20 protein-coding genes, 1 pseudogene and 1 riboswitch are annotated in these 26,288 nt (G+C 62.9%); of the genes and pseudogenes, 10 read left to right on the forward strand and 11 right to left on the reverse strand.

Going from position 1 to position 26,288, the window contains the following annotated elements:
- The first annotated feature begins 82 nt into the window (after positions 1-82).
- The 6 genes from PPN31114_RS20905 (at position 83) to PPN31114_RS20930 (ending at position 7,440) form a co-directional block, all read left to right on the forward strand.
- Positions 83-985, forward strand: a complete 903-nt coding sequence (locus tag PPN31114_RS20905; protein ID WP_150681436.1) for a transporter substrate-binding domain-containing protein — start codon at positions 83-85, stop codon at positions 983-985.
- A gap of 146 nt (positions 986-1,131) precedes the next feature.
- A complete protein-coding gene (cuyB, locus tag PPN31114_RS20910; RefSeq protein WP_150681437.1) occupies positions 1,132-1,869 on the forward strand; it encodes a cysteate racemase in 738 nt (245 codons plus the stop codon).
- A 216-nt stretch (positions 1,870-2,085) separates the two neighbouring features.
- Positions 2,086-2,319 (forward strand): hypothetical protein, encoded by a 234-nt coding sequence (locus tag PPN31114_RS20915; protein WP_150681438.1) that lies wholly within the window; start codon positions 2,086-2,088, stop codon positions 2,317-2,319.
- Between the two features lie 57 nt (positions 2,320-2,376).
- On the forward strand, positions 2,377-4,149 hold the full coding sequence (locus PPN31114_RS20920; protein WP_174988307.1) for a putative bifunctional diguanylate cyclase/phosphodiesterase: 1,773 nt from the start codon (positions 2,377-2,379) through the stop codon (positions 4,147-4,149).
- Between the two features lie 17 nt (positions 4,150-4,166).
- Positions 4,167-5,663 carry an HDOD domain-containing protein gene (locus PPN31114_RS20925; protein ID WP_150681440.1) on the forward strand — a complete coding sequence of 499 codons (1,497 nt, stop codon included), beginning with the start codon at positions 4,167-4,169 and terminating at the stop codon, positions 5,661-5,663.
- 403 nt (positions 5,664-6,066) lie between these two features.
- Positions 6,067-7,440, forward strand: coding sequence for a nucleobase:cation symporter-2 family protein (locus PPN31114_RS20930; RefSeq protein WP_150681441.1), 1,374 nt, complete (start codon positions 6,067-6,069; stop codon positions 7,438-7,440).
- 92 nt (positions 7,441-7,532) lie between these two features.
- Here PPN31114_RS20930 and PPN31114_RS20935 read toward each other — a convergent pair whose 3' ends face one another.
- The 4 genes from PPN31114_RS20935 to PPN31114_RS20945 all read right to left on the reverse strand — a co-directional run bounded on the left by PPN31114_RS20935 (position 7,533) and on the right by PPN31114_RS20945 (position 14,088).
- Entirely contained in the window at positions 7,533-10,904 is a 3,372-nt protein-coding gene (locus PPN31114_RS20935) for an error-prone DNA polymerase (protein ID WP_150681442.1), read from the reverse strand.
- 21 nt (positions 10,905-10,925) lie between these two features.
- On the reverse strand, positions 10,926-12,638 hold the full coding sequence (locus PPN31114_RS20940) for a Y-family DNA polymerase (RefSeq protein ID WP_174988309.1): 1,713 nt from the start codon (positions 12,636-12,638) through the stop codon (positions 10,926-10,928).
- Positions 12,595-13,527, reverse strand: coding sequence for a damage-inducible protein (locus PPN31114_RS26230; RefSeq protein WP_174988312.1), 933 nt, complete (start codon positions 13,525-13,527; stop codon positions 12,595-12,597). Before PPN31114_RS26230 ends, PPN31114_RS20940 begins: the two co-directional genes overlap by 44 nt.
- 174 nt (positions 13,528-13,701) lie before the next feature.
- Positions 13,702-14,088 carry a hypothetical protein gene (locus tag PPN31114_RS20945; RefSeq protein ID WP_150681444.1) on the reverse strand — a complete coding sequence of 129 codons (387 nt, stop codon included), beginning with the start codon at positions 14,086-14,088 and terminating at the stop codon, positions 13,702-13,704.
- Positions 14,089-14,221: 133 nt separating this feature from the next.
- On the opposite strand from PPN31114_RS20945, the gene PPN31114_RS20950 reads away from it, so the two are divergent.
- On the forward strand, positions 14,222-15,532 hold the full coding sequence (locus PPN31114_RS20950) for an Nramp family divalent metal transporter (protein ID WP_150681741.1): 1,311 nt from the start codon (positions 14,222-14,224) through the stop codon (positions 15,530-15,532).
- Between the two features lie 3 nt (positions 15,533-15,535).
- Here PPN31114_RS20950 and PPN31114_RS20955 read toward each other — a convergent pair whose 3' ends face one another.
- Positions 15,536-16,012 carry a nuclear transport factor 2 family protein gene (locus tag PPN31114_RS20955; RefSeq protein ID WP_150681445.1) on the reverse strand — a complete coding sequence of 159 codons (477 nt, stop codon included), beginning with the start codon at positions 16,010-16,012 and terminating at the stop codon, positions 15,536-15,538.
- Between the two features lie 342 nt (positions 16,013-16,354).
- Between PPN31114_RS20955 and PPN31114_RS20960 the strand changes: the two genes are divergently transcribed.
- The gene (locus tag PPN31114_RS20960; protein WP_150681446.1) at positions 16,355-16,852 is read left to right on the forward strand and encodes a DUF995 domain-containing protein; all 498 of its coding nucleotides are present in this window, start codon (positions 16,355-16,357) and stop codon (positions 16,850-16,852) included.
- 126 nt (positions 16,853-16,978) lie between these two features.
- On the opposite strand, the gene PPN31114_RS20965 is transcribed toward PPN31114_RS20960, so the two are convergent.
- From PPN31114_RS20965 to PPN31114_RS20985, 6 genes and pseudogenes are all read right to left on the reverse strand, one after another.
- Positions 16,979-19,288 carry a TonB-dependent receptor gene (locus tag PPN31114_RS20965; protein WP_150681447.1) on the reverse strand — a complete coding sequence of 770 codons (2,310 nt, stop codon included), beginning with the start codon at positions 19,286-19,288 and terminating at the stop codon, positions 16,979-16,981.
- Positions 19,289-19,919: 631 nt separating this feature from the next.
- Entirely contained in the window at positions 19,920-20,060 is a 141-nt protein-coding gene (locus PPN31114_RS20970) for a DUF3563 family protein (RefSeq protein WP_150681448.1), read from the reverse strand.
- A 131-nt stretch (positions 20,061-20,191) separates the two neighbouring features.
- Entirely contained in the window at positions 20,192-20,329 is a 138-nt protein-coding gene (locus PPN31114_RS26235) for a hypothetical protein (RefSeq protein ID WP_174988315.1), read from the reverse strand.
- Between the two features lie 255 nt (positions 20,330-20,584).
- Positions 20,585-20,983 (reverse strand): annotated as a pseudogene (gene cueR, locus PPN31114_RS26465) (Cu(I)-responsive transcriptional regulator); the annotation flags it as partial.
- A 7-nt stretch (positions 20,984-20,990) separates the two neighbouring features.
- Complete coding sequence (locus PPN31114_RS20980) at positions 20,991-21,812, reverse strand: endonuclease/exonuclease/phosphatase family protein (protein ID WP_217426973.1); 822 nt, start codon at positions 21,810-21,812, stop codon at positions 20,991-20,993.
- Positions 21,813-21,937: 125 nt separating this feature from the next.
- Positions 21,938-24,514, reverse strand: a complete 2,577-nt coding sequence (locus PPN31114_RS20985) for a heavy metal translocating P-type ATPase (RefSeq protein WP_150681450.1) — start codon at positions 24,512-24,514, stop codon at positions 21,938-21,940.
- Positions 24,515-24,786: 272 nt separating this feature from the next.
- Between PPN31114_RS20985 and PPN31114_RS20990 the strand changes: the two genes are divergently transcribed.
- Positions 24,787-24,984, forward strand: coding sequence for a heavy-metal-associated domain-containing protein (locus tag PPN31114_RS20990; protein ID WP_150681451.1), 198 nt, complete (start codon positions 24,787-24,789; stop codon positions 24,982-24,984).
- Positions 24,985-25,152: 168 nt separating this feature from the next.
- Positions 25,153-25,330: riboswitch (FMN riboswitch) on the forward strand.
- Positions 25,331-25,426: 96 nt separating this feature from the next.
- Entirely contained in the window at positions 25,427-26,164 is a 738-nt protein-coding gene (gene ribB, locus PPN31114_RS20995) for a 3,4-dihydroxy-2-butanone-4-phosphate synthase (protein ID WP_150681452.1), read from the forward strand.
- Positions 26,165-26,288: the final 124 nt, after the last annotated feature.

Consider the following 26,288-nt stretch of genomic DNA (forward strand, 5'->3'; position numbering starts at 1 on the left):
TGTTTGGTTGTATCGCTGTTTTTGGTTTTGATATTCCAACGGTGCGGACCACCGTGCCATTTGTTCCTATAGGACTGAGACCATGAAGAAGCTGTTTGCCCCTTTGCTGCTCGTCAGCGCCGCCGCTAGCCTGTTCGCGCACACTGCCAGCGCAGAAGAACTGACCGGCACGCTCAAGAAGATCAAGGACACTGGCGTGGTGGCGCTCGGGGTGCGCGAATCGTCGATTCCGTTCTCGTACGCGGACAACACGGGCAAGACCATCGGGTATTCGCAAGAAATCGCGCTGAAGATCGTCGACGCGGTCAAGAAGAAGATCGACGCGCCGAACCTGAAGATCACCGAAACGCCGATCACCTCGCAAAACCGTATCGTGCTGATGCAAAACGGCACGATCGATCTGGAGTGCGGCTCGACCACGCACACGTTCGAGCGCGCCAAGCAAGTCGGCTTCTCGCACAACATCTTCCTGTACTCGATCAAGATGATTGCGAAGTCGGGCTCGGGCATCACCGACCTGAACAGCCTGAAGGGCAAGACGATCGCGACGACGGCAGGCACGACGGCCGACCGCATTCTGTCGGGCAAGAAGGGCGAAATCGGCTTCAACCTGATTCAGACGAAGGAACACTCGGACGGCTTCCTGACGGTGAAGCAAGGCCGCGCCGTGGCGTTCGTGATGGACGAGCCGCTGCTGTACGGTCAACGCGCCGCGCTGCCGGCCGAAGAAGCCAAGGGCTACGAAGTTGTCGGCCCGAACCTCCAGTTCGAAAACTACGCTTGTATGTTGCGCAAGGACGATCCGCAATTCACCCAAGTGGTGAACACGGTGATTGCCGACATGGAGAAGTCGGGCGAGATGGAAAAGCTGTACAACAAGTGGTTCACGCAACCGGTGCCACCGAAGAACCAAAACATGAACTACCCGATGACGGTGGAAATGCGCGCGATGTTCAAGGACCCGGTCACGAAGGCTTACGACTGATCGGTTGATGGCATCACGCATCATCACGCAGTAAAACGGCGCTCCGGAGTGAGTGAAATCGGCGCACTCCGGAGCGCCAGGTGGTTGAAGGCGAGACATTTTGTCCGCCGTGAGAGTTATTTGTTGTCTGTCGAATTGCCACGATCATGAACACGCACGCAACGCTTGGCATTCTGGGCGGCATGGGGCCTGCCGCAGGTATCGACCTGTGCCGCAAAATTGTCGACCAGCATCCGGCGAACCGGGATCAGGATCACATCCCGTTCATCCTGTACTCGGTGCCGCAAATTCCCGACCGCACCGAAGCCTTGTTGCGTGACGGCGCGTCGCCGCTGGACGGCATGCTCGACGGCGTTCATGCGCTAGAACAATCGGGCGCCGGCTGCATCGCCATTGCCTGCAACACCGCACACGCATGGCTCGAAGCGCTGCGCACCCAAACCCATCTGCCGGTGCTCGACGTCGTCGACGCCGTAGCCGGTGAACTGTCGCGTTGTGTCGCCCCCGGTGCGCCCATCGCCCTGATGGCGACCGAAGGCACCCATCACGCCAACGTCTACCGCCCGCGCCTCGAAGCGCTGGGCTATCGCTTCGTGTCGGCAGCCGAGCCGTTGGCGCAGCAGGCGCTGGTCAACGAAGGCATCCGCCTGACCAAAGCGGGCGAAATCCGGCGCGGCGGCGAAGCGCTCGCCATGGCGATGGAACCGCTGCTGGCCGCGGGCGCGCAACGCGTCATTCTCGGATGCACCGAAATTCCGGTCGCCCTCGCCATGTGCGAAACCCCGCTCGCTCGCTTCGGCCTCGACGCGTCCGCCGCACTGGCCCGGGCATGCATCGCGTGGTCGTTAGCCCACGAGCGCGACCAAGCACCAGCGCGTCAATAATCTGCGCGGTATGGCTTCGGTGTCTTCTCACGCCGAAGCCCCTCATTCCCATGTCGTGAGTAGGCCTATGCGTATTCGTACGTAGCCGAACCCAGCGCGCACTCATGACGCATTGCGATGTTGCATCGCAATGACAAAAATCCATCATTCGGACCCCCGCAAACGTGCCGCGCTTCGGTAGACTGGCGCACGCACGATAAACGCTGCCGAGAGGGCATGGCGTCCAACAAAGACGCCGTTCGCGAGGCAGTTATCAGCCAAACGGCAGGTGTCGTGCAGGAAAAAAACCCCGTCCTCTTGTCAGAAAAAAACCCACAAGGGAAAACCTGTGGAAAGCGGCATGAAACGGGGGTTGCCGCCACCAAAATCACTGGCGTCTTTGGCTATAATGGCCCACAATCCATCGGACACCTGCCGGACCGAGGTCCGGCCATGAGCGCGTTTGCCTGAACGGGGAAGCAAATGAGCGGCGTCGCGCTCGACGTGAAGCATGCACAGACAACAACAATGAGTTCAGATCGACTCCCAGCCGGTGTGCCTTTGGTCGAACCGTCGACCCTGGCACCGGCACTCGCCGAGGTTAGCGCCCCGGCACCGGCCCCGGCATTATCCCGGGCGCTGGTCGAGCTGACCGGCGGACTTTCGGCACATGTCGCGGCCGACGGCCGCTTCCTTTTCATTGCCGACGCTTCCCTTCGCCTGCTCGAATACTCACGCGAGTACATCGATCACGCGACGTTGATGGAGCTCACCGGCATTGAAGACGTGCCGTTGTTGCAGGACGCCTTCTCCGCCGCCCAGACCCTCGGTCCCCAGCAGTGCACCGTACGCCTGCTGCGCGGTCTGACCGATCGCATCTGGATGCGGCTTCGCATCGCCCAATACACCCCGCGTATCGCCGGCGCCCCCGCCACCTTCCTCATCCAAGGGGAAGACATCACCGCGTTCAAGGAAAACGAAGCGCGCCTGTCCGATCTGGCGGTGCGCGATGCGGTGACGGGGCTAGGCAATCGTCAATATATTCAGCAGTGCATCACCGAGGCGATTCAACACGCCCGTGAAGGCGGCCCGAACTTTGCCGTCGCCCTGCTCGATTTGGATGGCTTCAAGAAGGTCAACGACTCGCTCGGCCACGATGTGGGCGACCAGTTGTTGCGCGACGCGGGCCAACGCCTGATCGCACAGATTCGCGAAACCGATATGGCGGCGCGCATGGGTGGCGACGAGTTCGTGCTCGTGCTGCCCGGCTGCGATAACGAACAAGCGCTCGGCGGCATCATGAAGCGTTTGCTGTCCGCAGTGCAGCAACCGTTCCAGGTCGGCGACCAGTTGCTTCACCTGACGACGAGCATCGGCGTCTCGTTCTTCCCGCAACATGGCGACTCGGCCGGCCTGCTCATCAAGCACGCCGACGCCGCTATGTATTGCGCCAAGGATCGCGGGCGCAATGGCCTGTTCGTCTACACCGACGATCTCGGCGACTTGCACCGCAAAGCGTTCTCGTTGGAATCGGCCATGTTCGAGGCCATTCACAACGGCGAATTCAGCTTGCATTACCAGCCCATCTGCGACCCGATCACGCTGAACGTGAAAGGCGTGGAAGCGCTCATGCGCTGGCATCCGGCGCTGGGCCCCGTCTCGCCCGCCGAGTTCATTCCGCTGGCCGAAGCCAACGGTCTGATCAACTTGCTCGGCGGCTGGGCCCTGCGCGCGGCCTGTATGCAACTGGCCCGCTGGGGCAGCACCCGGCTCGACGGGCTGTACATGTCGGTCAACGTCTCGGCGCAGCAGTTCCACCATCCGTCGTTCCCGAGCCTGGTCTGGCAAGCGATTGCCGATTCGGGTGTCGAAGGCCACCGGCTGGTGCTCGAAATCACCGAAAGCGTGCTGATGCGCGACCCCGAACAAGCGAACCTCGTCTTGCGCGAATTGCAGACGCTGGGCGTGCGCTTCGCGGTGGACGATTTCGGCGCGGGCTATTCGAGCTTGGGTTATCTGAAACGATTCCCGCTCTCGGCGCTCAAGATCGACCGCAGCTTCGTGAAAGACATGCCCACGTCACCGAACGACCGTACGATTGTGACGGCAGTCTTGGGGTTGGCGCGCGAGTTGGGCCTGTCGGCGGTTGCGGAAGGGGTGGAGACCGAAGAACAACGGCAGATGCTGATCGATCGCGGCTGCCATTCCATCCAGGGCTGGCTGGTGTCGAAAGCCCTGCCTGCGGGAGAACTCGAGGCGGCCTTCGCGAGCGGACGCCTCAACGTGGATGCCGGCCACTGACCGGACACCCCGCCAACATGAGCCTGACGAAAGAAAAAACGCTCGAATTGCTGTGGCAGCGCATGGCTGAGCGCGGCGACTTCCCGTCGCTGCAACGCTCGGTCACGGGCATTGTGTCTGCCATGCAAAGCGAAAACACCAGCACTGCCGACCTCGCGTCGTCGGTGCTCTCGGACTTCGCCCTCACGCAGAAAGTGATCCGGCTGGCCAACTCGGCCATGTACGCCCCGTTCGGCTGCAACGTGACGACCGTCTCGCGCGCCATCATGATTCTGGGCGTCGATACGATCGGTCACTTGGCATTGAGCTTGAAGCTGCTCGAAGGCTTCGGTGAAGTCGCTTCGCGCCGTGACGACATGGCGCGCGAGCTGGCCCGCGCCACGCTCGCTGGCGCGTTCGCCCGCGACATCACGGCCAAGAACGGCATTCGCGACGGTGAAGAAGCGGTCGTCTGCACGCTGCTGCACCATGTCGCGCGCCTGCTCGTGACGTACTGCTTCCCGAACGAATGGATCGAGATTCAGCGCATCGCTGCTGAAGAAGGCATTAGCGACAGCGATGCCTGCGAGCGCGTGCTCGGCATCACGTTCCCCGAATTGGCCGAAGCGGCCGCGCGTAAGTGGGGCCTGCCCGAGTCGATTGCGACCAGCATGCGCCCGATCGATCTCGATGGCGACGCCCCGCTCTCGCATGCCGACTGGCTGTGCGCAGTGGCGAACATGTCCAACGAGATGGTGACGGAGCTCACGCGCGGGGCCGATCCGGCGCGTCTGGCCGAATTGGCCGAACGTTACGCCGACCGGCTCGCACTCGATATCAGCGAAGTGGTCTCGGTGGGCGAAGAAATGGCCCGCGACACGAGCCATCAAGAATTCATCGCGATCAGCACGCGCGCCTCGAACAAGAATCCGCCACCGGCAGGTAAGCCGCTCGATTCGGCGCGCCGACTTGCGGACGGACTCTCCGAAGTGCGTGCCGCCACCGGCGAAACCGATGCCGTCGGCCTGCTCAACCTGACGCTTGAAGCGATTCTGCAATCGCTGGGCTTCGTCAATTGCGCAGCGTTCGTGCGCGTGCCCACGAGCAAGGTCTTCGAGATGCGCTTCGGTATCGGGCGCGACGTGCAGCCGCTGTTGGGCCTGACGTTCCCCGAGGCGTTCGAGCCGGACGTGTTCCATCTGGCGCTCACCAACGGCCGAGCCATCCTGATCGACAATGCCCGCGAGCCACGCATCGTGCCGCGGATTCCGATTTGGCACCGTCAGCACTTCGCGCACGTGAAGTCGTTCTTCCTACTGCCAGTGCGCCAGCGCAATCAGACCGTGGCACTGCTTTACGGCGATTGGGGTGGCGCGCTGTGTGCAGGCGGTATCGGCGCGAAGGAAATGGAGTTTCTGCACCACATGGGTGAAGAGATTTCCAGCAAGCTCGAGAGTGTGGCGCAACACGGCGCTGCACCGGTCAACGCCAGCGACTCGCTTCGCAAACCCACGGGCACGACCGGCGCACGCTGATTAGCGTCGCGCCGAATCATACGCCCAGCACAATCTTTAGTATTCCGGATTCGATATATTCCGAAGCCACGGCGTGGCTTCGGCGTGTCGTCGGCGTTGCATGGCTGGACGATTCCGGCACCTCACGCCCTTGTGCGCCGAGCGTGCGCGCCGTTCGACTGACCTGCCAACCCCATATGCCATAAGGCTTTTCAGGCCATCTGGCGGGGTGATCGGCAACGGCATACCATGTCGCCAATACGCAGTTTTTCTCCATCGTAAAACGCATTGCATGGCGCGCCTGACGCGCGCTGCCGCACCGGCTTGTTTTTGACTGCACTCGCTGCCGTTCAATAAAAAATTTACGCTCGGTTCGCCATGTAGCACAACGATGTCCCACCGAAACGTCGGATCAGGAGAAGACATGACGCAAACTGCCGCAGCCGCACCGGTGCATCCGGTCGATGAGCGCCTGCCGCTCCCTAAGCTGTTCACGCTGGGCTTGCAACACGTGCTGGTGATGTATGCGGGGGCGGTGGCAGTGCCGCTCATCATTGGCGGTGCGCTCAAGATGTCGGTCGATCAGATTGCGTTTCTGATCAACGCCGATTTGTTCGCCTGCGGAATTGCCACGCTCATCCAGACGCTCGGCTTATGGATCTTCGGCCTGCGTCTGCCGATCATGATGGGCGTGACGTTCACGGCCGTCACGCCGATGATTGCCATCGGCACCAACCCCGATCTGGGGCTGCTCGATATTTACGGCGCGACCATTGCGGCGGGGATCATCGGCATTCTCATTGCGCCATTTATCGGGAAGTTGCTGAGGCTCTTCCCTCCGGTCGTGACCGGCACGGTCATCACCGTGATCGGCATCTCACTGATGGGGGTGGGTATCAACTGGGCGGCAGGTGGCTTCGGTAACCCCGACTACGGCAACCCGTTGTATCTGGGCGTGTCGTTCGCGGTGTTGCTCTGCATTCTGTTCATTACCAAATACGTGCGTGGTTTCTTCTCGAACATTGCCGTGTTGCTGGGCATTTTGTTCGGCACGATCGTGGCGGTGGCGCTGGGCAAGGTGTCGTTTGCCGGGGTGAGCGAAGCGCCGTGGTTTGGCTTCGTCATGCCGTTCCACTTCGGCGTGCCGCGCTTCGATCCGATTGCCATTGCGACGATGACGCTGGTGATGCTGGTGACGTTCATCGAATCGACCGGGATGTTTCTCGCGGTTGGCGATATTGTCGGGCGTCCGGTCGATCAAAAGACGTTGGTGCGGGGTCTGCGCGTCGACGGACTGGGCACGTTGATCGGCGGCGTCTTCAATACGTTTCCGTACACGTCGTTCTCGCAGAACGTGGGGTTGGTTGGCGTGACGGGTGTGAAGAGCCGCTGGGTGTGCGCGATGGGCGGGCTGATTCTGATCGTGCTCGGGCTGTTTCCGAAAGTGGCACACGTGGTCGCATCGGTGCCGCAGTTTGTGTTGGGCGGTGCGGGCATCGTGATGTTCGGGATGGTAACGGCCACGGGCATCAAGATTCTCTCGACGGTCGATCTCTCGAAAAACCGCTACAACTTGTACATCATCGCGATCAGCATTGGCGTGGGGATGATTCCGGTGGCCTCAGACAAGTTCTTCATGAAGCTGCCGCACGCGCTGGCGCCGTTCTTCCACAGCGGCATTCTGCTGGCGTCGATCAGTGCCGTGCTGCTGAACTTCCACTTCAACGGGCTGCGCAGCGAAGAAGAAGCCAGCGCGCTCGCCCAAGAAGCCGGTCGACAGGCGGACGCGGCGCATTGACGTGCGTGGTGTTGGCGTATCAATGAACAAGGGGGCATACGTGCCCCCTTTTCTATTGCGAGTCGTAGTGACTCCATCCTATCGAAAACCGCTCAATGAAAATTCCGACTTGAGATGGTCAACTCGCCCAGCATCGGCGAGAGGTCGATCAAGCGGTGAGCGACCAGATGCATGACGCGCTCTTCGCGTTGCCATACCCCTTCCACGCCCAGCAACGACGATGCCAGCAATTCCTTGCGCTGCGTCTCGACCAGATCGGGCCACACGATCACATTGATCACGCCCGTCTCGTCTTCCAACGACACGAATACCGTGCCGTTGGCCGTGCCCGGCCGCTGCCGCCCCGTCACGATGCCCGCCGTTCTCACCCGCCGCCCGTGCACCGCTTCAGCATGCAACTCCTTCGCCGTACGCACCCGCATCTTCTCCAACTTCTCGCGCAACAACAGCAACGGATGCCGACGCAGCGTCAGCCCCGTGCTCGCATAGTCGGCCACGATGTCCTGCCCCTCCGGCATCGGCGGCAACACCACTCGCTCGTCAGCACTGCCCGGCACGGCATCGCGCAATGTCGTCGCGCCCAGCAACGGTGTCGGCGGCTGCCACGCCGCCACCGCCCAACGCGCCTGACGCCGCCCGCCCAGCAAAGCCGATAACGCATCGGCCGCCGCCAACGCATCGAGATCGTGCCGCGATAACGCCGCCCTCGCCGTCAGGTCGTCGATATCGGTAAATGGCCGCTGCTTGCGCGCCCGCGCAATCGCCTTTGCGCCATCGTCAGACAGCCCCTTGACCAGCGACAGCCCCAGCCGCACCGCCGGACGCCGCGCATTGCCATAGCGCCCGATGCGCGCCTCGGGCAACGAGTCCACATCGCTCACGCACACATCGACCGGACGCACCTCGACCCGGTGCCGGCGCGCATCCTGCACCAGTTGCGACGCCGAATAAAACCCCATCGGCAAACTGTTGAGCAAACCACACAGAAACATCTCCGGCGCATGACATTTCAACCACGCACTCGCGTACGCCAACAGCGCAAAACTCGCCGCATGACTCTCCGGAAATCCGTACTCGCCGAAGCCTTCGATCTGTCGGCAAATGGCTTCGGCAAAATCGCGCGGATAGCCGTTCTTCAACATACCGTCGACAATGCGCGTCTGGAATTTCTCGAGCCCACCCTTGCGCCGCCACGCCGCCATCGAGCGGCGCAACTGGTCGGCATCGCCCGCCGTGAAGTCGGCGGCAATCATCGCCACCTGCATCACCTGCTCCTGAAAAATCGGCACACCCAGCGTGCGCTCGAGCGCCGCCTTGATCTCCTCGCGCGGGTAGTCCACCTTCTCTTTGCCCTGCTTGCGCCGCAGATACGGATGCACCATGCCGCCCTGAATCGGCCCGGGCCGCACGATCGCCACTTCGATCACCAAGTCGTAATACGTGATCGGCTTCAACCGCGGCAGCATGCTCATCTGTGCCCGCGACTCGATCTGAAACACGCCGATGGTGTCGGCCCGGCGAATCATCCCGTACGTCGCCGGATCTTCTTTCGGAATATCGGCCAGCGTCATCGGCACGCCACGCCACTCGCCCAACAAGTCGAGCGTGCGGCGCAACGCACTGAGCATGCCCAGCGCCAACACGTCGACCTTGAGCAACTTGAGCGTGTCGATGTCGTCCTTGTCCCACTGAATGACGTAGCGGTCTTCCATCGCCGCCGGGGCAATCGGCACCAGCCGCGAGAGCTTGTCGCGCGAGATGACAAAGCCGCCCACGTGCTGCGACAAATGCCTCGGGAAACCAATCAGGCGCGCCACCAGATCGGCCCATAGCCGCGTGGTCGGGGCATCGGGCGAAAGCCCCTGCGCGGCCATGCGCGCGAGCAGATTTTCACGGCCATCCCACCACTGCTGACTCTGTGCCACCTGCTCGACAATCGATAAGTCGATGCCCAGCGCCCGCCCGGTATCGCGCACCGCACTGCGCATGCGGTAGCTGATGACGGTCGCCGCCAGCGCGGCACGGTCCACGCCGTACTTCTTATAGATGTACTGGATCACCTCTTCGCGCCGCTGATGCTCGAAGTCCACGTCGATATCGGGCGGCTCGTTACGCTCTTTCGACAGAAAACGCCCGAAGAGCAATTGCACCTGATCGGGGTCGACCTCGGTAATGCCAAGGCAGTAACACACCGCCGAATTCGCCGCCGAGCCGCGCCCCTGACACAAGATGTGCACGCTGCGCGCAAAACTCACGATGTCGTAGACCGTCAGGAAATACGGTTCGTATTCGAGCTCACCGATGAGCTTCAACTCGGCCTCGATCAGCTTGCGAACCTTCTGCGGCACCCCGCCCGGATAGCGGCGTTTCAGCCCGGCCTCGACCTCCTGCCGCAAATAGGTCTGCGGTGTGTGGCCCGACGGCACCAACTCTTCCGGATACTCGTAGCGCAGGCTGCGTAGATCGAAATGACAACGCGAGGCGATCGCCACCGTCTCGGCCAACGCCTCGGCCGGATACAGCCATGCAAGACGTAAGCGCGCTCGCAGGTGCTGTTCCGCATTGGCCGTGAGCGCCAGCCCGCACGTCTGCACCGGCTGGCCCAGCCCGATGGCGGTCAGCGTGTCTTGCAACGGCTTGCGCGATCGCACATGCATGAGCACGTGCCCCGTGGCCACGAGCGGCACGCCGCATTCAGCCGAGATCGCCCGCAATTTCGCCAGATGGGCCTCGTCGTCGGCACGGTGACGGCGCTCAAGCGCGAGCCACACCCGCCCCTCGCCAAAGGTCTGCGCTGCCCAGCGGGTTTGCGCGAGCGTCTGCGCTGCACTCGCGTCGGCATCGGGCACCAGAATCAGCAGGCAACCGGGCAGACCGCGCAGATGGGCTTGTGCGTCGTCCGGCGCGCTGAAGTCGCGGGGATGCAGACGATAACTGCGCTTCGGGCCACGCATGCGCCCAAGCGTAATCATCTCGGAGAGATTGCCGTACCCCTCGCGATGCTGCGCGAGCGCCACCAGATGCACGGTGCCCGGTGGCTCGATATTCGGGGCTAAGTCGGCCCCTAAGTCAGACCCTAAATCAGATGCTAAGTCCGGCACCAAGCCCGTCGCTAAATCTTGGCTCGGCGTCAGACGAAATTCACTGCCGACGATCAGCGAAACCGATGGATGCTGCACCGCTTCGGCCAATGCCCGCACCACACCGGCGAGCGAACATTCATCGGTAATCGCCAGCGCGGTGTAGCCCAGATGCGCCGCACGCGCGATCAGTTCCTCCGGATGCGAAGCGCCGCGCTGGAACGAGAAATTCGACAAGCAGTGCAGTTCGGCATACGCGGGCAGACTGCCGTCGTCAGCCGCGCGCGGGTCGGCCGTACCGGGGGCCGGGGCATCCGCACTGTCGTCGTTGGCGGCGAGGCCTTCGGTCGGGCCCTGCCAAGGCAGGAAGTCGTCGATATCCATGAATACACCGGCGCCGAGCGATCAGCCGAACAGGCCGTGCAGATACCACGCGGCATCCGCACCGTGGACCGGACGCTCGCGAAACAGCCACAACAACGCGCCCGCCGTATCGGCAGCGATGAAGTAGTCGCGCGTGACCGTCCCCGGCTCCCACCAGCCCGCTTCGATACGCTCGGGGCCGCTGACCAACTGCAACGGCCCCTGCCGCCACGGACGCTCGTCGCGCACCATGAGCCGCTGCGGCGCATCGAGCAACCACGCCGGGCGCGGCGGTATCGGCCCGCGAGCGGCTTCCCCCGTCAACGCCTTTGCCTCATAGGCCACGCTCGCAAACGCCGCCTCGGGCCGATGATCGCCACGCACTTGCAGTCGTCGCACATGCTCGTCGCCCAAACGCGCAGACATGCGCTCGATCAGTTGCACGAAATCCTGCCGCGCACGCCCAGGCTCGGGCAGCAAACTGCCGCTCAGCGGTACGTGCGCCGCGGTTTGCGTGACGTCGAGCCGCAACGTGAGCACCGGCGCGACCAGCGGCGAGCGTGCCAAGCGTTCCTTACACAGCGAGAGCAGGTGCGCCGGTGCCGCACTCGCTTCAGCCAGGCGAATGTCGAAACGCGTCGGCGCCAGCGTGTGGCGTCCCAACGGTTCGTGTTCAAGAATGAGCGTGAGGGCGCGCGTGGCCAGTTGTCCGGCCGTCAGCCACCCCGTGAGTTGGGCTAGCAAGCGACGCAAGCCAAACAACAACACTTCCACATCGTGCGTGAGCGATGGCAGCGGCAACACCGCTTCGAAGTGCGGCGGGGCGCGATACCAAGCCGGGGCTTCGGGGGCTTCGCCATACGCGCGCGAAAGCGCCGCCGGAAGCGCCGCGCCGCAACGGCGCCGTATGCCGCTGGTCGGTAACGCACGCAACTCGCCTAACGTGGCGCAGCCGATTTGCGCCAGCCAGTCGAGCCACGGTTGCGCTTCGGGCAGCAACGCCACGGGCAACATATCGAGTTGTTGCGGCAACGCTGCCAACGGCGGGGGCAAGCACGGCGCGAAAAAACGAGAGGACGCCGGGTCGGCCACATGGTGCGACCGTGGCGAGATCGTCTTTCGTGCCGCAGATGTCGCTGCACGGCCTGACGCACGCGACTTCATGGCAGCCTGCATCTGCGCCGAGGTCGATGCATGAGGATCGGCGCCCGCCTGCTCAAGATCACTCGCATCGCCCATGCGTGCCAGCAATGCCGCCGCGCTGGCCGTTGCCGCGACACCGAGCGACGCGCGATGGCCGAGGGCATCGGCACTGTCGAGAATCTGTGCGGCGAGCGACGCCAAACCACCGAACAGGCGCAGGCTCGGCGCGACATCGATCAGCACACACTGATGCGACGCGATGGCGACGTCAGGGCCGAAACGCAACAACGCCAACGCCAGCGCTTCGAGCGCGACGGTCTCGGCAGCTTCGTCGCGGTCGTGAAATCTCGCCTGCGGCAACAACGCGAGCACCCCGCCCCGGCGCATGCCCGCTTGCACGCCCGCCGCCTGCGCCGCCTCGCTCGCCTGCCACACGCGCGACTGCGCGAGCACGACGGTCGTGTCGACGACCGGGGCAGGCTCACCTCGTTGGCTGTCATCGGCCCGCATTAGCGGACTCAAACCCGGGCTTGAACCCGGACTCGAACCCGGACCGGGACCGGCGAGCTCAAGCGCGAGCGTCGGCAAATGCAGGGCGATCCAGCAAGCCATGCGAGACTCCGGAAACAGAAGCGGAAGCTGAGGTGGCAGCTGATGTGGACGCCGATGTGGCAGCGGAAGGCACCGCCGACGGCGCGGAGGAAGGCGCTGGCCGAGGAGCGGTTGGGATAGCCGCATCGTCCCCGGCCACCGGTTGTGTGGGGTGTTCCGCACGCACATACGGCGCGGGCAGTGTCAGCCAGAGCGGCTCGGTACGCGGCGGCCCCCGGCGTTTGTGGAATTGCACGCCGAGGCGGCTGTCCTCGCCAACCTGCAAGCCGAGCCGTAACGGCGCAGCGGAAGCCGTGGCCGCCGCCGTTGGCGCTCGCATCACCCACGCGAGCGCGTCACCACCGCCCGAGGCCACTTGAAGCCGCCGGATTTGCTCAGGCGTCGCGGCTGGCAGCCATGCCAGCACCGCGCCGCAACACGCGCTCTTGAGCGCCTGCTCGGCACACCAGAGCATGTCGCGGTCTTCGCCCCGAACCGCGCGGGTTCGAGAGGCGGTGCGGGTTGCCTGTGTTGATGCAGATCTTGATGCCGATCTCGCGGCCGATGCCGCACGCGCGTCACTGCGCACCGGCCGTGTCACCACGCTCAGCCAGCGCAGATCGATGCCCCACCCGGCCAGTGCCGGTGCATACGGCAGCATCGGCGGGGCGATCACCACCACCGGTTGCCCGGCTTGCGTAAGATCGCGCAACGCAGGCGCCAGCAGCCGCCATTCGCCAATGCCCGGGCGCTCGCTCAGCAACTCGGTCACCGCACCATGCGGCCAGCCCGCACCGGGCAGTTCCGCGTCGAGCGCGGCAAAGCCTGTGGTGTGGCCAGCACGGTGGTATTGCGCCAGTTCACTGGCACGCCACAGCCCGGCGGGCAAAGAAGAGAGCGGCAGAGTCATGACGCGTCACAATACTGTATGGATATACAGTATAGCAGGTAGAACGCTATTGACGTGTCAGTCTGCGCATCGGTAAACGTCGATGGACACCGATGAAAACGACAAAGCCCCGACGCATCGGGGCTTTGTCGTGGCTTGCTTCAGCGCATCTCGCGAAACGCGATATGCACGCCGTCAGAACGCCGACTTCAGCCAGAGGATGGTATTCGGCGTCAGCAGCAGCAATATGGCGAAGAATCCACTCGGCTCGCGCAGCCAGTCAAGGAGCGGGATTTCTTCCCCGTAGTACTTCTCTCCCTTAACGCGAGCCCACCCGCCGCCAAACACCTTGCCGAGTACGGCGAGACTATTGATGAGCAGCGCTCCGGCAAAAAGCACGCCCCACAAGAAGGCCAAGCCAAACGGCAGCACCGCATGCATTTCCGATCGCCTACCAGTGAACATTTGAATGGCTTCAGCAATCAGCCATCCGACAAAGAGGGCCAACACGTAAATCCAAAGCGCACGCTTGCGCTTCGCCCCTGTTTCATTCACCGCAACCGATCCCGAGACCTTGCTCATGTGTTCTCCCCGTTATTCGAGCACTGAGCATTCTGTGGCAAACGCACGCGCCACTCAAGCGAAAAACAGAGGGTCGCCATGAGGCGGGTGTCCCGGTATGCTCGTCGTCAATCGCGCGCTCACGCCCTCCCCCATGCCACTGCCGACCACCGCCACTGCCCCGTTCTGTCCCGCCGAAGTCAAAGGCAGCATCGTGATCGACGCCAGCGAATCGCGCTGGCGCAAACTCAAGCGTTTTGCTGGCCCCGGCCTGCTCGTTGCCATCGGCTATATGGACCCCGGCAACTGGGCCACCGATATTCAGGCTGGCTCGCAGTTCGGTTATTCGCTGCTTTGGGTGGTCGCGCTATCAAGCATTGCCGCGATCTTTCTTCAGATGCTTGCCGCTCGGCTCGGGCTCGTGGCAGGCAAAGACCTCGCGCAAGCCAGCTACGAGCGCTACGGCCGCACCGGGCGCGTCGTGCAGTGGGTGACGGCGGAAATCTCGATCATTGCCTGCGATATCGCCGAAGTGCTCGGCTGCGCGCTCGCGTTCAAACTGTTGCTCGGCGTGCCGATTGCTTGGGGCATCGTGTTGACCGCATTCGACACGATGATCGTGCTGGGACTGCAAGGCAAAGGCTTCCGGCAAATCGAAGCCATTGTGCTGGGGCTGATCGGCACCATGGCGTTTTGCTTCGTCGCACAAGTGGCGATGGTGCCGCCCGACTGGCACGCGGTCGCGGCGGGTCTGGTGCCGGGCGCGCCCAGCCACGACCGGCGCGATGCCATCGTGCTGGCATTGGGCATCGTGGGTGCCACGATCATGCCGCACAACCTCTATTTGCATTCGTCCATCGTGCAAACGCGGCGCGTGCGCGGCGGCAAGCACGGCGACATTCGCGACACGCTCGCGCTCGTGCGCATCGATACGTGGGTGTCGTTGGTGATCGCGATGTTCGTGAACGCGGCCATTCTCGTTCTCGCAGGCTCGGTCTTTCATGCGAGCGGTCAGACGAGCGTCACCGATATCGAACAGGCCTACAAACTCATCACGCCCATTGCAGGCAGCGCCGCCGCCTTTCTGTTCGGCATCGCCTTGCTCGCCTCGGGCCAGAGCTCCACGCTCACGGGGACCATCGCCGGTCAGGTCATCATGGATGGCTTTTTGCACATGAAGATACCCTGCTATCAGCGACGGCTGATCACGCGAGGGCTCGCGCTCGTGCCCGCGTTAATCGGTGTGCTGTGGCTGGGCGACGGCGCGGTGGGCAAGCTGCTCGTGTGGAGTCAGGTGCTGCTCAGCCTGCAATTGCCGTTTGCGATGTGGCCGCTCATCCGCTCGGTCAGCGACCCGCGCGTGATGAACGGCAACACGATCGGGCGCCCCACGCAAGTCGTTGCGTGGGCGCTGTTCGTTGTGATTACCGCGACGAATCTGCTACTGATCTTCGGGCTGGATTAATCGTTACAGACCGAGATCGCTCAGCCCCGGATGATCGTCGGGACGGCGGCCGAGTGGCCAGTGGTACAACCGCTCGTGCTCGCCGATGCGGGTGTCGTTGATGCTCGCATGACGCTCGGCCATCAGCCCTTGCGCGTCAAACGCCCAATTCTCGTTGCCGTAGGAACGGAACCAGTTGCCGGAATCGTCGCGCCACTCGTAGGCAAAGCGCACGGCGATGCGGTTCTCGGTAAAGGCCCATAATTCTTTGATTAGCCGGTAGTCGAGTTCGCGCTGCCATTTGCGCGTCAGAAACTCGACGATCTGGTCGCGCCCGCGCGGAAACTCGGCGCGATTGCGCCAGCGGCTGTCGGCGGTATAGGCCAACGCTACCCGCGCCGGGTCGCGTGAATTCCAGCCATCTTCGGCCATACGCACTTTCTGAATCGCAGTCTCACGCGTGAACGGGGGAAACGGCGGGCGGGCTTCATTGTCTGCCATGGCAACGCTCCTTTCGAAAAGAGGAACACGGGTCGTGCGAGTGTAGCGCCAAGCGATTTGCGCCGCTGATGAGCCCCCACCGCGCCCTCACCCCGCACGCGTACAGGCCGCGCTGCCCCCGGGTTGCGCCGGATTGGGGGCATCCCTCGCGCCGCCTATAGTGATAACGCATGACCCGGACCGATAGCCACACCGCGCCCCCAAGCGCGGGAATGCTCGCAAGACGCCACTCGCCACTGCGCTGATGTGCCGTCGCACGGCTGCACCGTTGCCGATGCACGCACGTGCGTTCGTGCACGTGCAAGCGCCAGCGTCGAGCTCAGGCTTCGTCCGGGAGTCACTATGTTCAGCCTCGCCAATCCCTTCCAACGCCCCCACCGCTTCTACCGCTTTACCCTTTTCCCCGCCCTCGCCGCGCTCGGCCTGTGTGCGCTGTCGCCACTGGCGCAAGCCGACCCGATGCATCTGTCCGACATCAAGCAAGCCAACGGGCAGCAACTCTCGGTCGACGACTTACGTTCGCTGATGCCCGGCGCACACGTCACCAACCTGCTCGACAACGGCAGCACGCGTAAATGGGTCAACGAAACCAACGGCTCGCTCAACGCGACGACGGATAACAAAGGCAATATGGGGTCGACCACCCGTCTCGTGCAAACCGCGCACGCCACCGGCACGTGGTCGGTCAACGACAACGGCTCGTACTGCGTGAACCTGGAGTGGCGCGCCATCACCGAGAACTGGTGCCGGTTCATGTTCAAAGTCGGCGACAAGTACTACGGCGTCACGTCGCTCGCCAACGGGGCGGCCCTCGCGACCGAGTTTCACTTCGAGAAGTAATCGGCCGCGACAGCCCGACGATAAAACGCCCCGATGCTGCGAACAGCACCGGGGCGCGACTGCTTCCACTGCGTTTTCCGTCGTCAGCGTGGCAGCGGGGGCGAAGCGACCGATCCGTTAAACCACTCAGAAATCCGTCGTCATCGACATCAGGAAGGTGCGCGGCGCACCGAGCGTGAGGTAGTTGCTCGACGACACGCTCGACCAGTAAGCCTTATTCGTCACGTTGAGCACGCTCAGGCGGAACGTCGTCGGCTTGCCGTAGATCTGCATGGCGTAACGCGCCCCCAAATCGAAGCGGTCCCATGCGGGAATCGACGCGCTGTTCGCAATGTTGGCGTACTCGCGGCCCGTGTGAATCCAGCGGGCATTGAGCGTGAGACCCGGCACCCACGGCACGTCGTACTCGGCGCCAAGGTTGTACTGGAACGTGGGCACGCCCACCGGCCGGTTGCCGTTTGTCGATGCGCTCGACTGGTTAAGCAACTCGCCGTCGATATACGACACCCCCGCGATCACACGTACGTTCTTGACCGGGCTGCCGTAAATCGAGGCTTCGACGCCGCGATGGCGCTCGGAGCCATCGGCCACATAGAAGTTGGCGGCGTTGGTGTACGCCGACGGCTTTTCAATCTGGTAGAACGCGACCGATGCGCCAAAACGTGCCGTGTCGTACTTCGCCCCGAATTCGTACTGCTTCGAGCGATACGGCGGCAGCGACTGGCCGTAATTGTTCGTGCCCTGCGGGGCAGTCGAGCCTGCCGCCAAGCCTTCGCTACGGTTAGCGAAAAACGCCACGTTCTCCCACGGCTTGACCACCAGCCCGAACACCGGCGTGGTGATCGAGTCGTTGTAGGCCAGCGTTTGCACCCCGGTGTAGCTGTAGTTGTTCACGCCGATCGATTGATGACGCACGCCCACCGTCGCCAGCACCCGGTCGTTGAAGAAGCCCAGCGTGTCGGACACCGCGGCGCTACGCAGCAACGTCAGCGCCGTGGTCTGCGGGTCGTCGAGGTTGCCGCCTTGCAGCGTCGTCTTCGGATACGCCACTTGCGGCGGATTGACGAAATTCGTGGAGAACGCGCCCGCATACGTATAGGCGGACTGCGAATCCAGACGTGTGCCCGACACCCCGGCCGTCACGAAATGCGACACGGGACCAGTGGTAAACCGCCCGCGCACACCGGCTTCGCCCGACAGTGCATCTTCCTGGTGCGGTGCGTTCAGACGCGTGGCGGTAATCGTGCTTGGCGAGCCCTTCCACGTCGGGTTCGAATACTCGCCGTTCTCGTTGGTGTGACGCACACCACCGGTGACGTACGCGGTCCAGTTCGGCAGGAAATCGTACTCGGCACGCACGATGCCGACGTTGTCTTCAAGCGTCGTGTAGCTCCAAGACTGCGCGTAGTTCGACGTGGCCGCCGGCGGCTGGGGCAACACGTTGCCCGAGAAGTTGTACAGCGCGCGGCCCGATCCGATGTGTTCCTTTTGGTACAGGAAGTCGGCAGACACACGCACTTTGTCGCCACGCCAATCGAGTGCCACGGCTGTGGTGTTCGAGTTCGAATGCTCGCGGTCGACGGAAGTCTCGCCGTCGCGCACGGCCTGATTCACGCGAATGCCGAACTGCCCTTCGCTGCCGAAACGTCGGCCGACGTCTACGTGCGCACCCAGTTCGCCCGAGCCGCTGGTATCGACCGTCACGCGAGTGAGCGGCGTGTCGTCCGCGCGCTTGAGTTGAAGATTGACGCCCCCGCCGATAGACGAGCCGCCTGGCGACGCACCGTTCAGAAACGCGTTCGCGCCTTTGAACAATTCCACGCGTTCCAGCGCTTCGGTCGACACCAACTGACGCGGCGTGATGCCGTACAGACCGTTGAGCGAAATGTCGTCGCCAGCCAGCGTAAAGCCGCGGATCACGAAGGTTTGCGCGAAGTTGCCAAAACCTCGCGACATACGTACCGACGGGTCGTTGTCCAGCACGTCGGCGAGTGTGCGCGCCTGCTGGTCTTCGATCATCTTCGACGTGTACGCACTCATGCTGAACGGCACATCGAGATTGTTCTGATTCCCCAACACGCCAAAGCTCATGCCGCGTGCCACCTGACCACCGGCATATGCGGGCGGCGGATCGTTAGGCGATGCGTCGCGGTCCGCTTGCACCGTGACCGTCGGCAACGCGACATCGTTCTGCGCGCCGTCGCCCTTGGCAGAGGACGCATTGGACGCCGTGCCAACAGACGTTTGTGCCGTAGCGGCCGGGGACGCCGATTGCGCGACGGCATTCGTCAAGAGCACAAACGCGCCAAGCGCTAGGGCGACGGCCGCAGCCGTCGGGCGCAGCACGGGAGAACGGGCATCGAAAGCGCGGGCACGCACAACATCGCCAGCGCAGGCGGCGCGCTTCGGCAAAGACAAACGGGAATCGTCAGACATGAGGTACGACTTGATGGATACGCCCCGGGAAGCACAGCCATCCGGGACTGGAAGCGTTTCGGCGGCGACTGACCGCGAACCGGCACAAGGCACGGCCGCCGGCGGCACCGACGTCTTGGCGTGAACTCTCGCGGCGATGTCTTCGCACGACAGCTCAGTTCGCACGAAGTTTAATGAGAATTATTATTGTTATCAATTACAAAAATGCCACGCTGGGAGCCTGTGATTTATGGGAGGTCAGGCAATACGTGCATTTCGGGCAAAAACCGGGGTAACGTTCATCGGAACGTTGAGTTTGATACGTTGGTAACGTACGGCGGAGATCACGGGACGGGGGAGCGATGCCGGGAGATGAAGGTGGGCGACGACGGTGGGAGATGAGGGCGGCGGATGAGGACGAGTCGGCGTAAACGACAAAGCCCGCCAAACGGCGGGCTTTTGTGCGAGCCAGTCCCAACACAGCGGGACGAGGCATCCGGATTCACGGCTGGGGCGCCGTCGCACGTCATCGCAGTGATGACGGGAATCGCCCTATGTGACGATCGACTAGCCTGATTGCGCCAGCGACGACCGTGCTTCCGGGGGACTGCTTTAGTGCTTATCGACTGCTTACTAACTGCTAACTAACTACTTAGTAACCGGCAGTTTCGAGCGAGCGGATACGTTGTTCCAATTCAACGATGTCCTTCGACTCAGCCAGGAACGCTTCACGACGACGGCGTTCAGCAGTTTCAAACCAAGTGTTCACGACTTCAAACAGGGCGGCAAACATGACGTTTCTCCAATTCATTTAGTGTGCTGCATCGCAGCAGTGCTTCGCATTATATAGGGTTTTCCCGTAAAGGGTTAGCCCTGATCTGTGAAAAGCACACCAAATCTGCTAGAGAAACACTTCGAATACAGTCAATTCCAATAAAACAACTTAAAAATCAAATAGATATATTTTTGTTGGCGCACCACAACATCGCCTGCGGCAGTGCGTCGCAGAGGCCAATCAAAAAACAATAGATCAAAAAAAGCGCCGCTGTTGCGGCGCATCATGCTGGATTTTCGAGCGCGGTGCGTCCACCGGCTTGGTGCCTCTTACCCTTGCGGCACGTGGCAGGCCTGCGTGTCGCCGTCTTTGCCGGAATTGCTGGCTGGCGCGCCGGAAACCGCCTCTGCCGCCGCCGCCTGCTGCGCAGGGACACTCACTGAGCCCGTGTTGGCTGGGGCCGCTGTCGCGGTGCCCCCCATCGCACTCGTCGCACTCGTCGCACTCGTCGCACCCGCCCCGGCTGCCGACGACGCGCTCGACGGTGTAAGCGTGGCAGCGGCGATCCCTTCGAGAATCGGGCAATCGGGGCGGTCATCGCCATGGCAATGCACGGCTAGATGGGAGAGCGTGTCGCGCATGGCGACTAATTCCCCAATGCGTTGATTGAGTTCGTCGACGTGCGACTGAGCAAGCGCCTTGACCTGCGCGCTGGAACGGCCGCGGTCCTGCCAGAGCGCGAGCAACTGACGTATCTGATCGATGCCGAAACCCAGCCGACGTGACTGCCGAATGAAGCGCAGCAGATGCAGGTCTTGCTCGCCATAACGCCGGTAACCGGCGTCGGAGCGGGGGCTCGGAGGCATCAGGCCAATACTTTCGTAGTACCGGATCATCTTGGCCGTAACACCGCTGGCCTGCGCCGCTTGTCCGATGTTCATAGCTGCCTCACTGGGGGGAACGAGGGTTGAACGACGGGGTGAAAGCACCATTCATCGCCGACTTCTCATCGTCCGACGGCATAAGCCGGGCGCTGATGGGCGAGTGATCGGAGATTCTCGACCAGGGGCGGCCGTGCAACACCTGCGCCCCTTCGATATCAAAGCCGCGTGAGTAAATGCGGTCAAGTCGTAAAAGCGGTAAACCGCTCGGAAAACTACGGGCCGGCCGGCCCACACTGTTCTGAAACACCTCGGTGAGCGCCAGCTTCTCTGCGAGCAACCGGTCTGCCTGATTACTCCAATCGTTGAAGTCGCCAGCAATAATCAGCGGTGCGTCCTTCGGAATCGCGTCCGCCACCCGCTCAGCCAACATGTCGAATTGCCGACGCCGACCAGGCCCCGCCAACGACAAATGCACACACAGGCAATGCAGCGGCTGGCGCAAACCCGGCACCGCGATTTCACAGTGCAGCATGCCGCGCTTTTCAAAACTATAGGTGGTGATGTCGTGATTGTCCGATCTGACGATCGGATAACGGCTCAGAATCGCGTTGCCGTGGTGGCCGTGCTCGTACACCACGTTGCGCCCGTAGGCGTGATCGTGCCAAATGCCGTTCGCCAAAAATTCGTGCTGCGGCTGAACCGGCCAGTTGCTGTGGCGTGAGGCGTGGCGCTGATGCAGCCCCTGCACCTCCTGAAGGAAGACGAGATCCGGTGCGAGCCCTTCCAGCCCGGCGCGCAACTCGTGCACCCGCAGTCGATTGAAAGCGGAAAAGCCCTTGTGGATGTTGTAACTCGCGATATGCAGACTATTCATATTCGGCAGCATAACCTCCGTGCCGGAAGACAGACGATATCAAAAGATGATGTCTCTTTCGGCGAATTTCAAGATGCTTTGGAATTTAAGCGGCGCATCGGGCGTGAACCTCAAATGCGTCGCCCTCGGTCAATTCATTATGCGCCGTTAGACGTGTGCCCGGGCAAATCGCCCGGAACCGCCCGTGCAGCCTGCCCCGGCGCCCCTTCACCACTCGCGCTGGACGCACCGCTCACAACACCCGCCGGACGCCAGCGGCGCAGCAGCAGCGCGTTGCTCACCACGCTCACGCTGCTAAGCGCCATGGCGGCACCGGCAATCACCGGGCTGAGCAGTCCGAAGGCTGCCAGCGGAATGCCAACGACGTTGTAAGCGAAGGCCCAGAACAGGTTTTGCCGAATCTTTGACCACGTGCGGCGCGACACGTCGATCGCGTCGGCCACCCGCAGCGGATCGCCTCGCATGAGCGTAATACCTGCGGTTTGCATGGCAACGTCCGTCCCAGACCCCATGGCGATGCCCACGTCGGCGGCCGCAAGTGCCGGGGCATCGTTGATGCCGTCACCGACCATGGCTACGACCGCGCCGTCGCGTTTGAGTTGCGCAATCACCTCGGCCTTGTGTTCCGGCAGCACGTCGGCGTGCACTGCATCCAGCCCAAGGGCCGCCGCCACCGCGTTGGCGCTGCCTGCGTTGTCGCCGGTCACCATGACCGTGCGAACACCCATCGCTTGCAGTCGCGCCACGGCCTCGCGCGCCGATGCCTTCACCGTGTCGCCGAACGCCAGCAGCCCCAGCAGCCGGAGAGACTCGCCGCCTTGAGCATTAGGCGCGGCACCCGACTCACCGTTGCCAACGCTGGCACCATCACCGCCATCCACGAGCCACGACACGGTGCGCCCTTCGCTGGCCAGTCGCGCAGCCTCTTGTGCCAGCTCGCCTTGCGACACGTTCAATTCGTCCAACAAGCGCGCGTTACCCAGTTGCAGCGCATGCGAAGCGCCCGACTCGGTGATGCGCGCGCGCATACCGCGCCCCGGCAAGGCGGCAATGTCGGTCACGACCGGTACGTTCGCGGCAAGCCCTGCGTCGTCAGCCGCCGAAATCACGGCCTTCGCCAACGGATGCGAACTTCCCGATTGCACCGCCGCAGTCCAGCGCAACAGCGTTTGCGCATCTACACCTTGAGCGGGCAAATAAGCGACCAGACGCGGCTTGCCTTCCGTCAGCGTGCCAGTCTTGTCGAACGCGACGACGTTCACGCGATGTGCCAGTTCAAGCGCTTCAGCGTCCTTGATCAGAATGCCCTGCCGTGCCGCCGCACCTGTCCCCACCATGATCGCCGCAGGCGTGGCCAGCCCCAGCGCACACGGGCATGCGATCACCAGCACCGCCACCGCATTGAGCATGGCGGCTTCGAACCCGATGCCATACGCCCAGCCACCGAACAGCGTGATCAAAGCGATGACCACCACCACCGGCACGAACACCGCCGCCACCCGGTCGACTGCGCGTTGAATCGGTGCCTTGCCCGCCTGCGCGTCTTCGACCATCCGAATGATGCGTGCCAGTGCCGTGTCAGCGCCGATCGCCGTCGTCTCGACACGCAACGTTCCAGAACCGTTGATCGAACCGCCGACAACGGTATCTCCTGCGCTCTTGTCGATCGGCAACGGCTCGCCAGTGAGCAGCGATTCATCGAGCTGGCTTGCGCCGTCGCGAATCACGCCGTCCACCGGCAAACGCTCGCCAGCACGCACGACCACCCAATCGCCGACGGCCACTTGCGCGAGCGGCACGGTGACTTCGTTGGCCGCACCCTGCGGGTCACGCAGCACACGTGCCGTTTCGGGGCGCAATGCCGCCAGCGCCCGAATCGCCTCGACAGTACGGCGCTTAGCCCGTGCCTCAAGCCATTTGCCAAGCAGTACCAGTGTGATGACAACCGCCGCCGCTTCGAAATACAAGTGCGGCATGCTGCCCGCAGGCGCGCGCCACCATTCGTACAAACTCAGGCCGTAAGCGGCCGATGTGCCGAGCGCCACGAGCAAATCCATGTTGCCGCTGCCCGCGCGCACCGCCTTGTAACCCGCACGGTAGAAGCGTGCGCCCAGCCAGAACTGCACCGGCGTGGCAAGCAGCCACTGCCCCCACGGCGGCGGCATCAGATGCACGCCGAACGGCTCGACCAGCATCGGCAACAGCAGCGGCAGCGATAGCGCCGCCGCGACAGCCACCGGCCACCATGCCGGGCCTTCGTGCGAAACCGCTTCGGCTGCCGGGTCGGTGACCAGCGTCGCTTCGTAGCCCGCCTTCTGAACTGCCGCGATCAACACCGTGCTATCGACGGCACCGCGAACACCCCGCACGTTGGCTTTCTCGGTCGCAAGGTTAACGCTCGCCTCGATCACCCCGGGCACTGCGCGCAGGGCCTTTTCGACACGCCCCACGCACGACGCACACGTCATGCCGCCGATCGCCAATTCGAACGACTGCCCGGCCACTTCGTAGCCAGCGTCGTTCACCGCGCTCTGCACGGCGCCAAGCAATGCCGACGGCGTCACATCCGGCGCCGCCTCCACAGCGGCCGTCTCGGTGGCGAGATTGACCGTCGCGTTAGCCACACCGGGCACGCGCCGCAATGCCTTCTCGACACGCGTCACACACGATGCGCAGGTCATGCCTTCGATGCCAACCGACCAGTTCTGCGTCATTTGAGTCACTCCATGAGCCCTATCATGTCTCGAAGCATAGACCTTGCCATGACAGGAAGGTCAAGCGCATTGCGCAAGCTCATTTGCAATTGCTCCACCATAGCGCCGCCGGAACCGCGCAGGTTTGGGCCCCGTCTGACGTGACACACGAATACGCTGAAAAATCGCTTGAGCTTCCCGTTATAGGAAGGTCTATGATCGGTTCACGTCGGAAGGGACACCGAAATCACGCCCTCCCGGGAACATCCCAACTGTCACTCAAGGAGTTCACCATGCAAGTGCAAGTCGAAGGAATGAGCTGCGGTCACTGCGTCAAGGCCGTCACGCGTGCGATCACCGAGCGCGACGCCGACGCAAAGGTCAACGTGGATCTCGGCGCGGGTCGCGTCGATGTCGATAGCGATCTCTCCGCCGAAGAAGTCACGGCAGCGATCGTCGACGCAGGCTATACGGTTAAAAGCGCCAGCTAAACACCGTTGTTGCCGTACACCGTGAGGCTCGCCGGCCTCACGGGCCATCTTCCCCGCATTCCCGCACCGTCATTGCTGCCTCTCCAGCAGAGTTCCCACACCTTGTGCTACGCTTTGTCCCGCTGATGGTGTCGTTGTCACGCTTCGTAGACACCGCACCATTGGCATACACGTCTTCAGGGCGGGGTGAAAGTCCCCACCGGCGGTATGTGAGAAAGGCAGTTTGCGCTGCCCGCTCATGAGCCCGCGAGCGCTTGCCACCGTTGCTTTCGCAACATCGGCAGGGTCAGCAGATCTGGTGCGAAGCCAGAGCCGACGGTCATAGTCCGGATGAGAGAAGATGCGTCGATACCCGCGCTCCATGGGATGCCGTCCCATGGCGACGTCCGTTCGCATGCCCTGAAACGTTTTTCGCCCGATCTATTTACGCGAGGAGCGTTTCATGTCCGTCATTACCCGCAATACCCAAGCTGCACCGCAAGTCTCGTCAGCTACCGCAAACCACGCGGCCAACGCCGACGACAATCTGCTGGACTACCCCGCATTCGCCAATTTGCCGCCGGTCGAAGTTCGCCTGGCCGCCGCGCTCGACGCCATGCGCGAAGGCCGTCCCGTGATTCTCATGGACGATCTCGACCGCGAGAACGAAGCCGATCTGATCATCGCCGCCGAGAAGATTACGCCCGCCACCATGGCCATGCTGATTCGCGAATGCAGCGGCATCGTCTGCCTGTGCTTGCCCGACGAAACGCTGCGCCGCCTCGATCTGCCGCCGATGGTCGATCAGAACCAGAGCCGCTATGGCACCGCATTCACGGTGACGATCGAAGCCCGTCAGGGTGTCACGACCGGCGTGTCGGCCGTCGATCGCGTCACGACCATTCGTGCCGCCATCGCCGACGATGCCAAGCCGTCCGATCTGTCGCGCCCCGGCCATGTCTTCCCGCTGCGTGCCCAGCCGGGCGGCGTGCTCACGCGCCGCGGCCACACCGAAGGCTCGGTCGATCTGGCGATGCTCGCCGGTCTGAAGCCTGCCGCCGTGTTGTGCGAATTGATGAACCCGGATGGCACCATGACGCGCGGCGCCGACATCGAGCGCTTCGCCGAGTTGCACAACCTGCCGATCCTCACGATCGACGAGTTGGCCACATACCGTCGCGATCAGGCGCAAGCGGCATAAGCGGCATTGAATGGGCATCGGCGGTCTTGCACGACACGATGCCCCTCACTGCGCGGCTTCCCCGCGCCCTCCAACCTGCGTCGACATTTCCCTCTAACGCGGTGATACACGGTCATGCGAAAGC

This window comes from Pandoraea pneumonica (genome assembly GCF_902459645.1).
GTDB classification, from domain to species: domain Bacteria; phylum Pseudomonadota; class Gammaproteobacteria; order Burkholderiales; family Burkholderiaceae; genus Pandoraea; species Pandoraea pneumonica.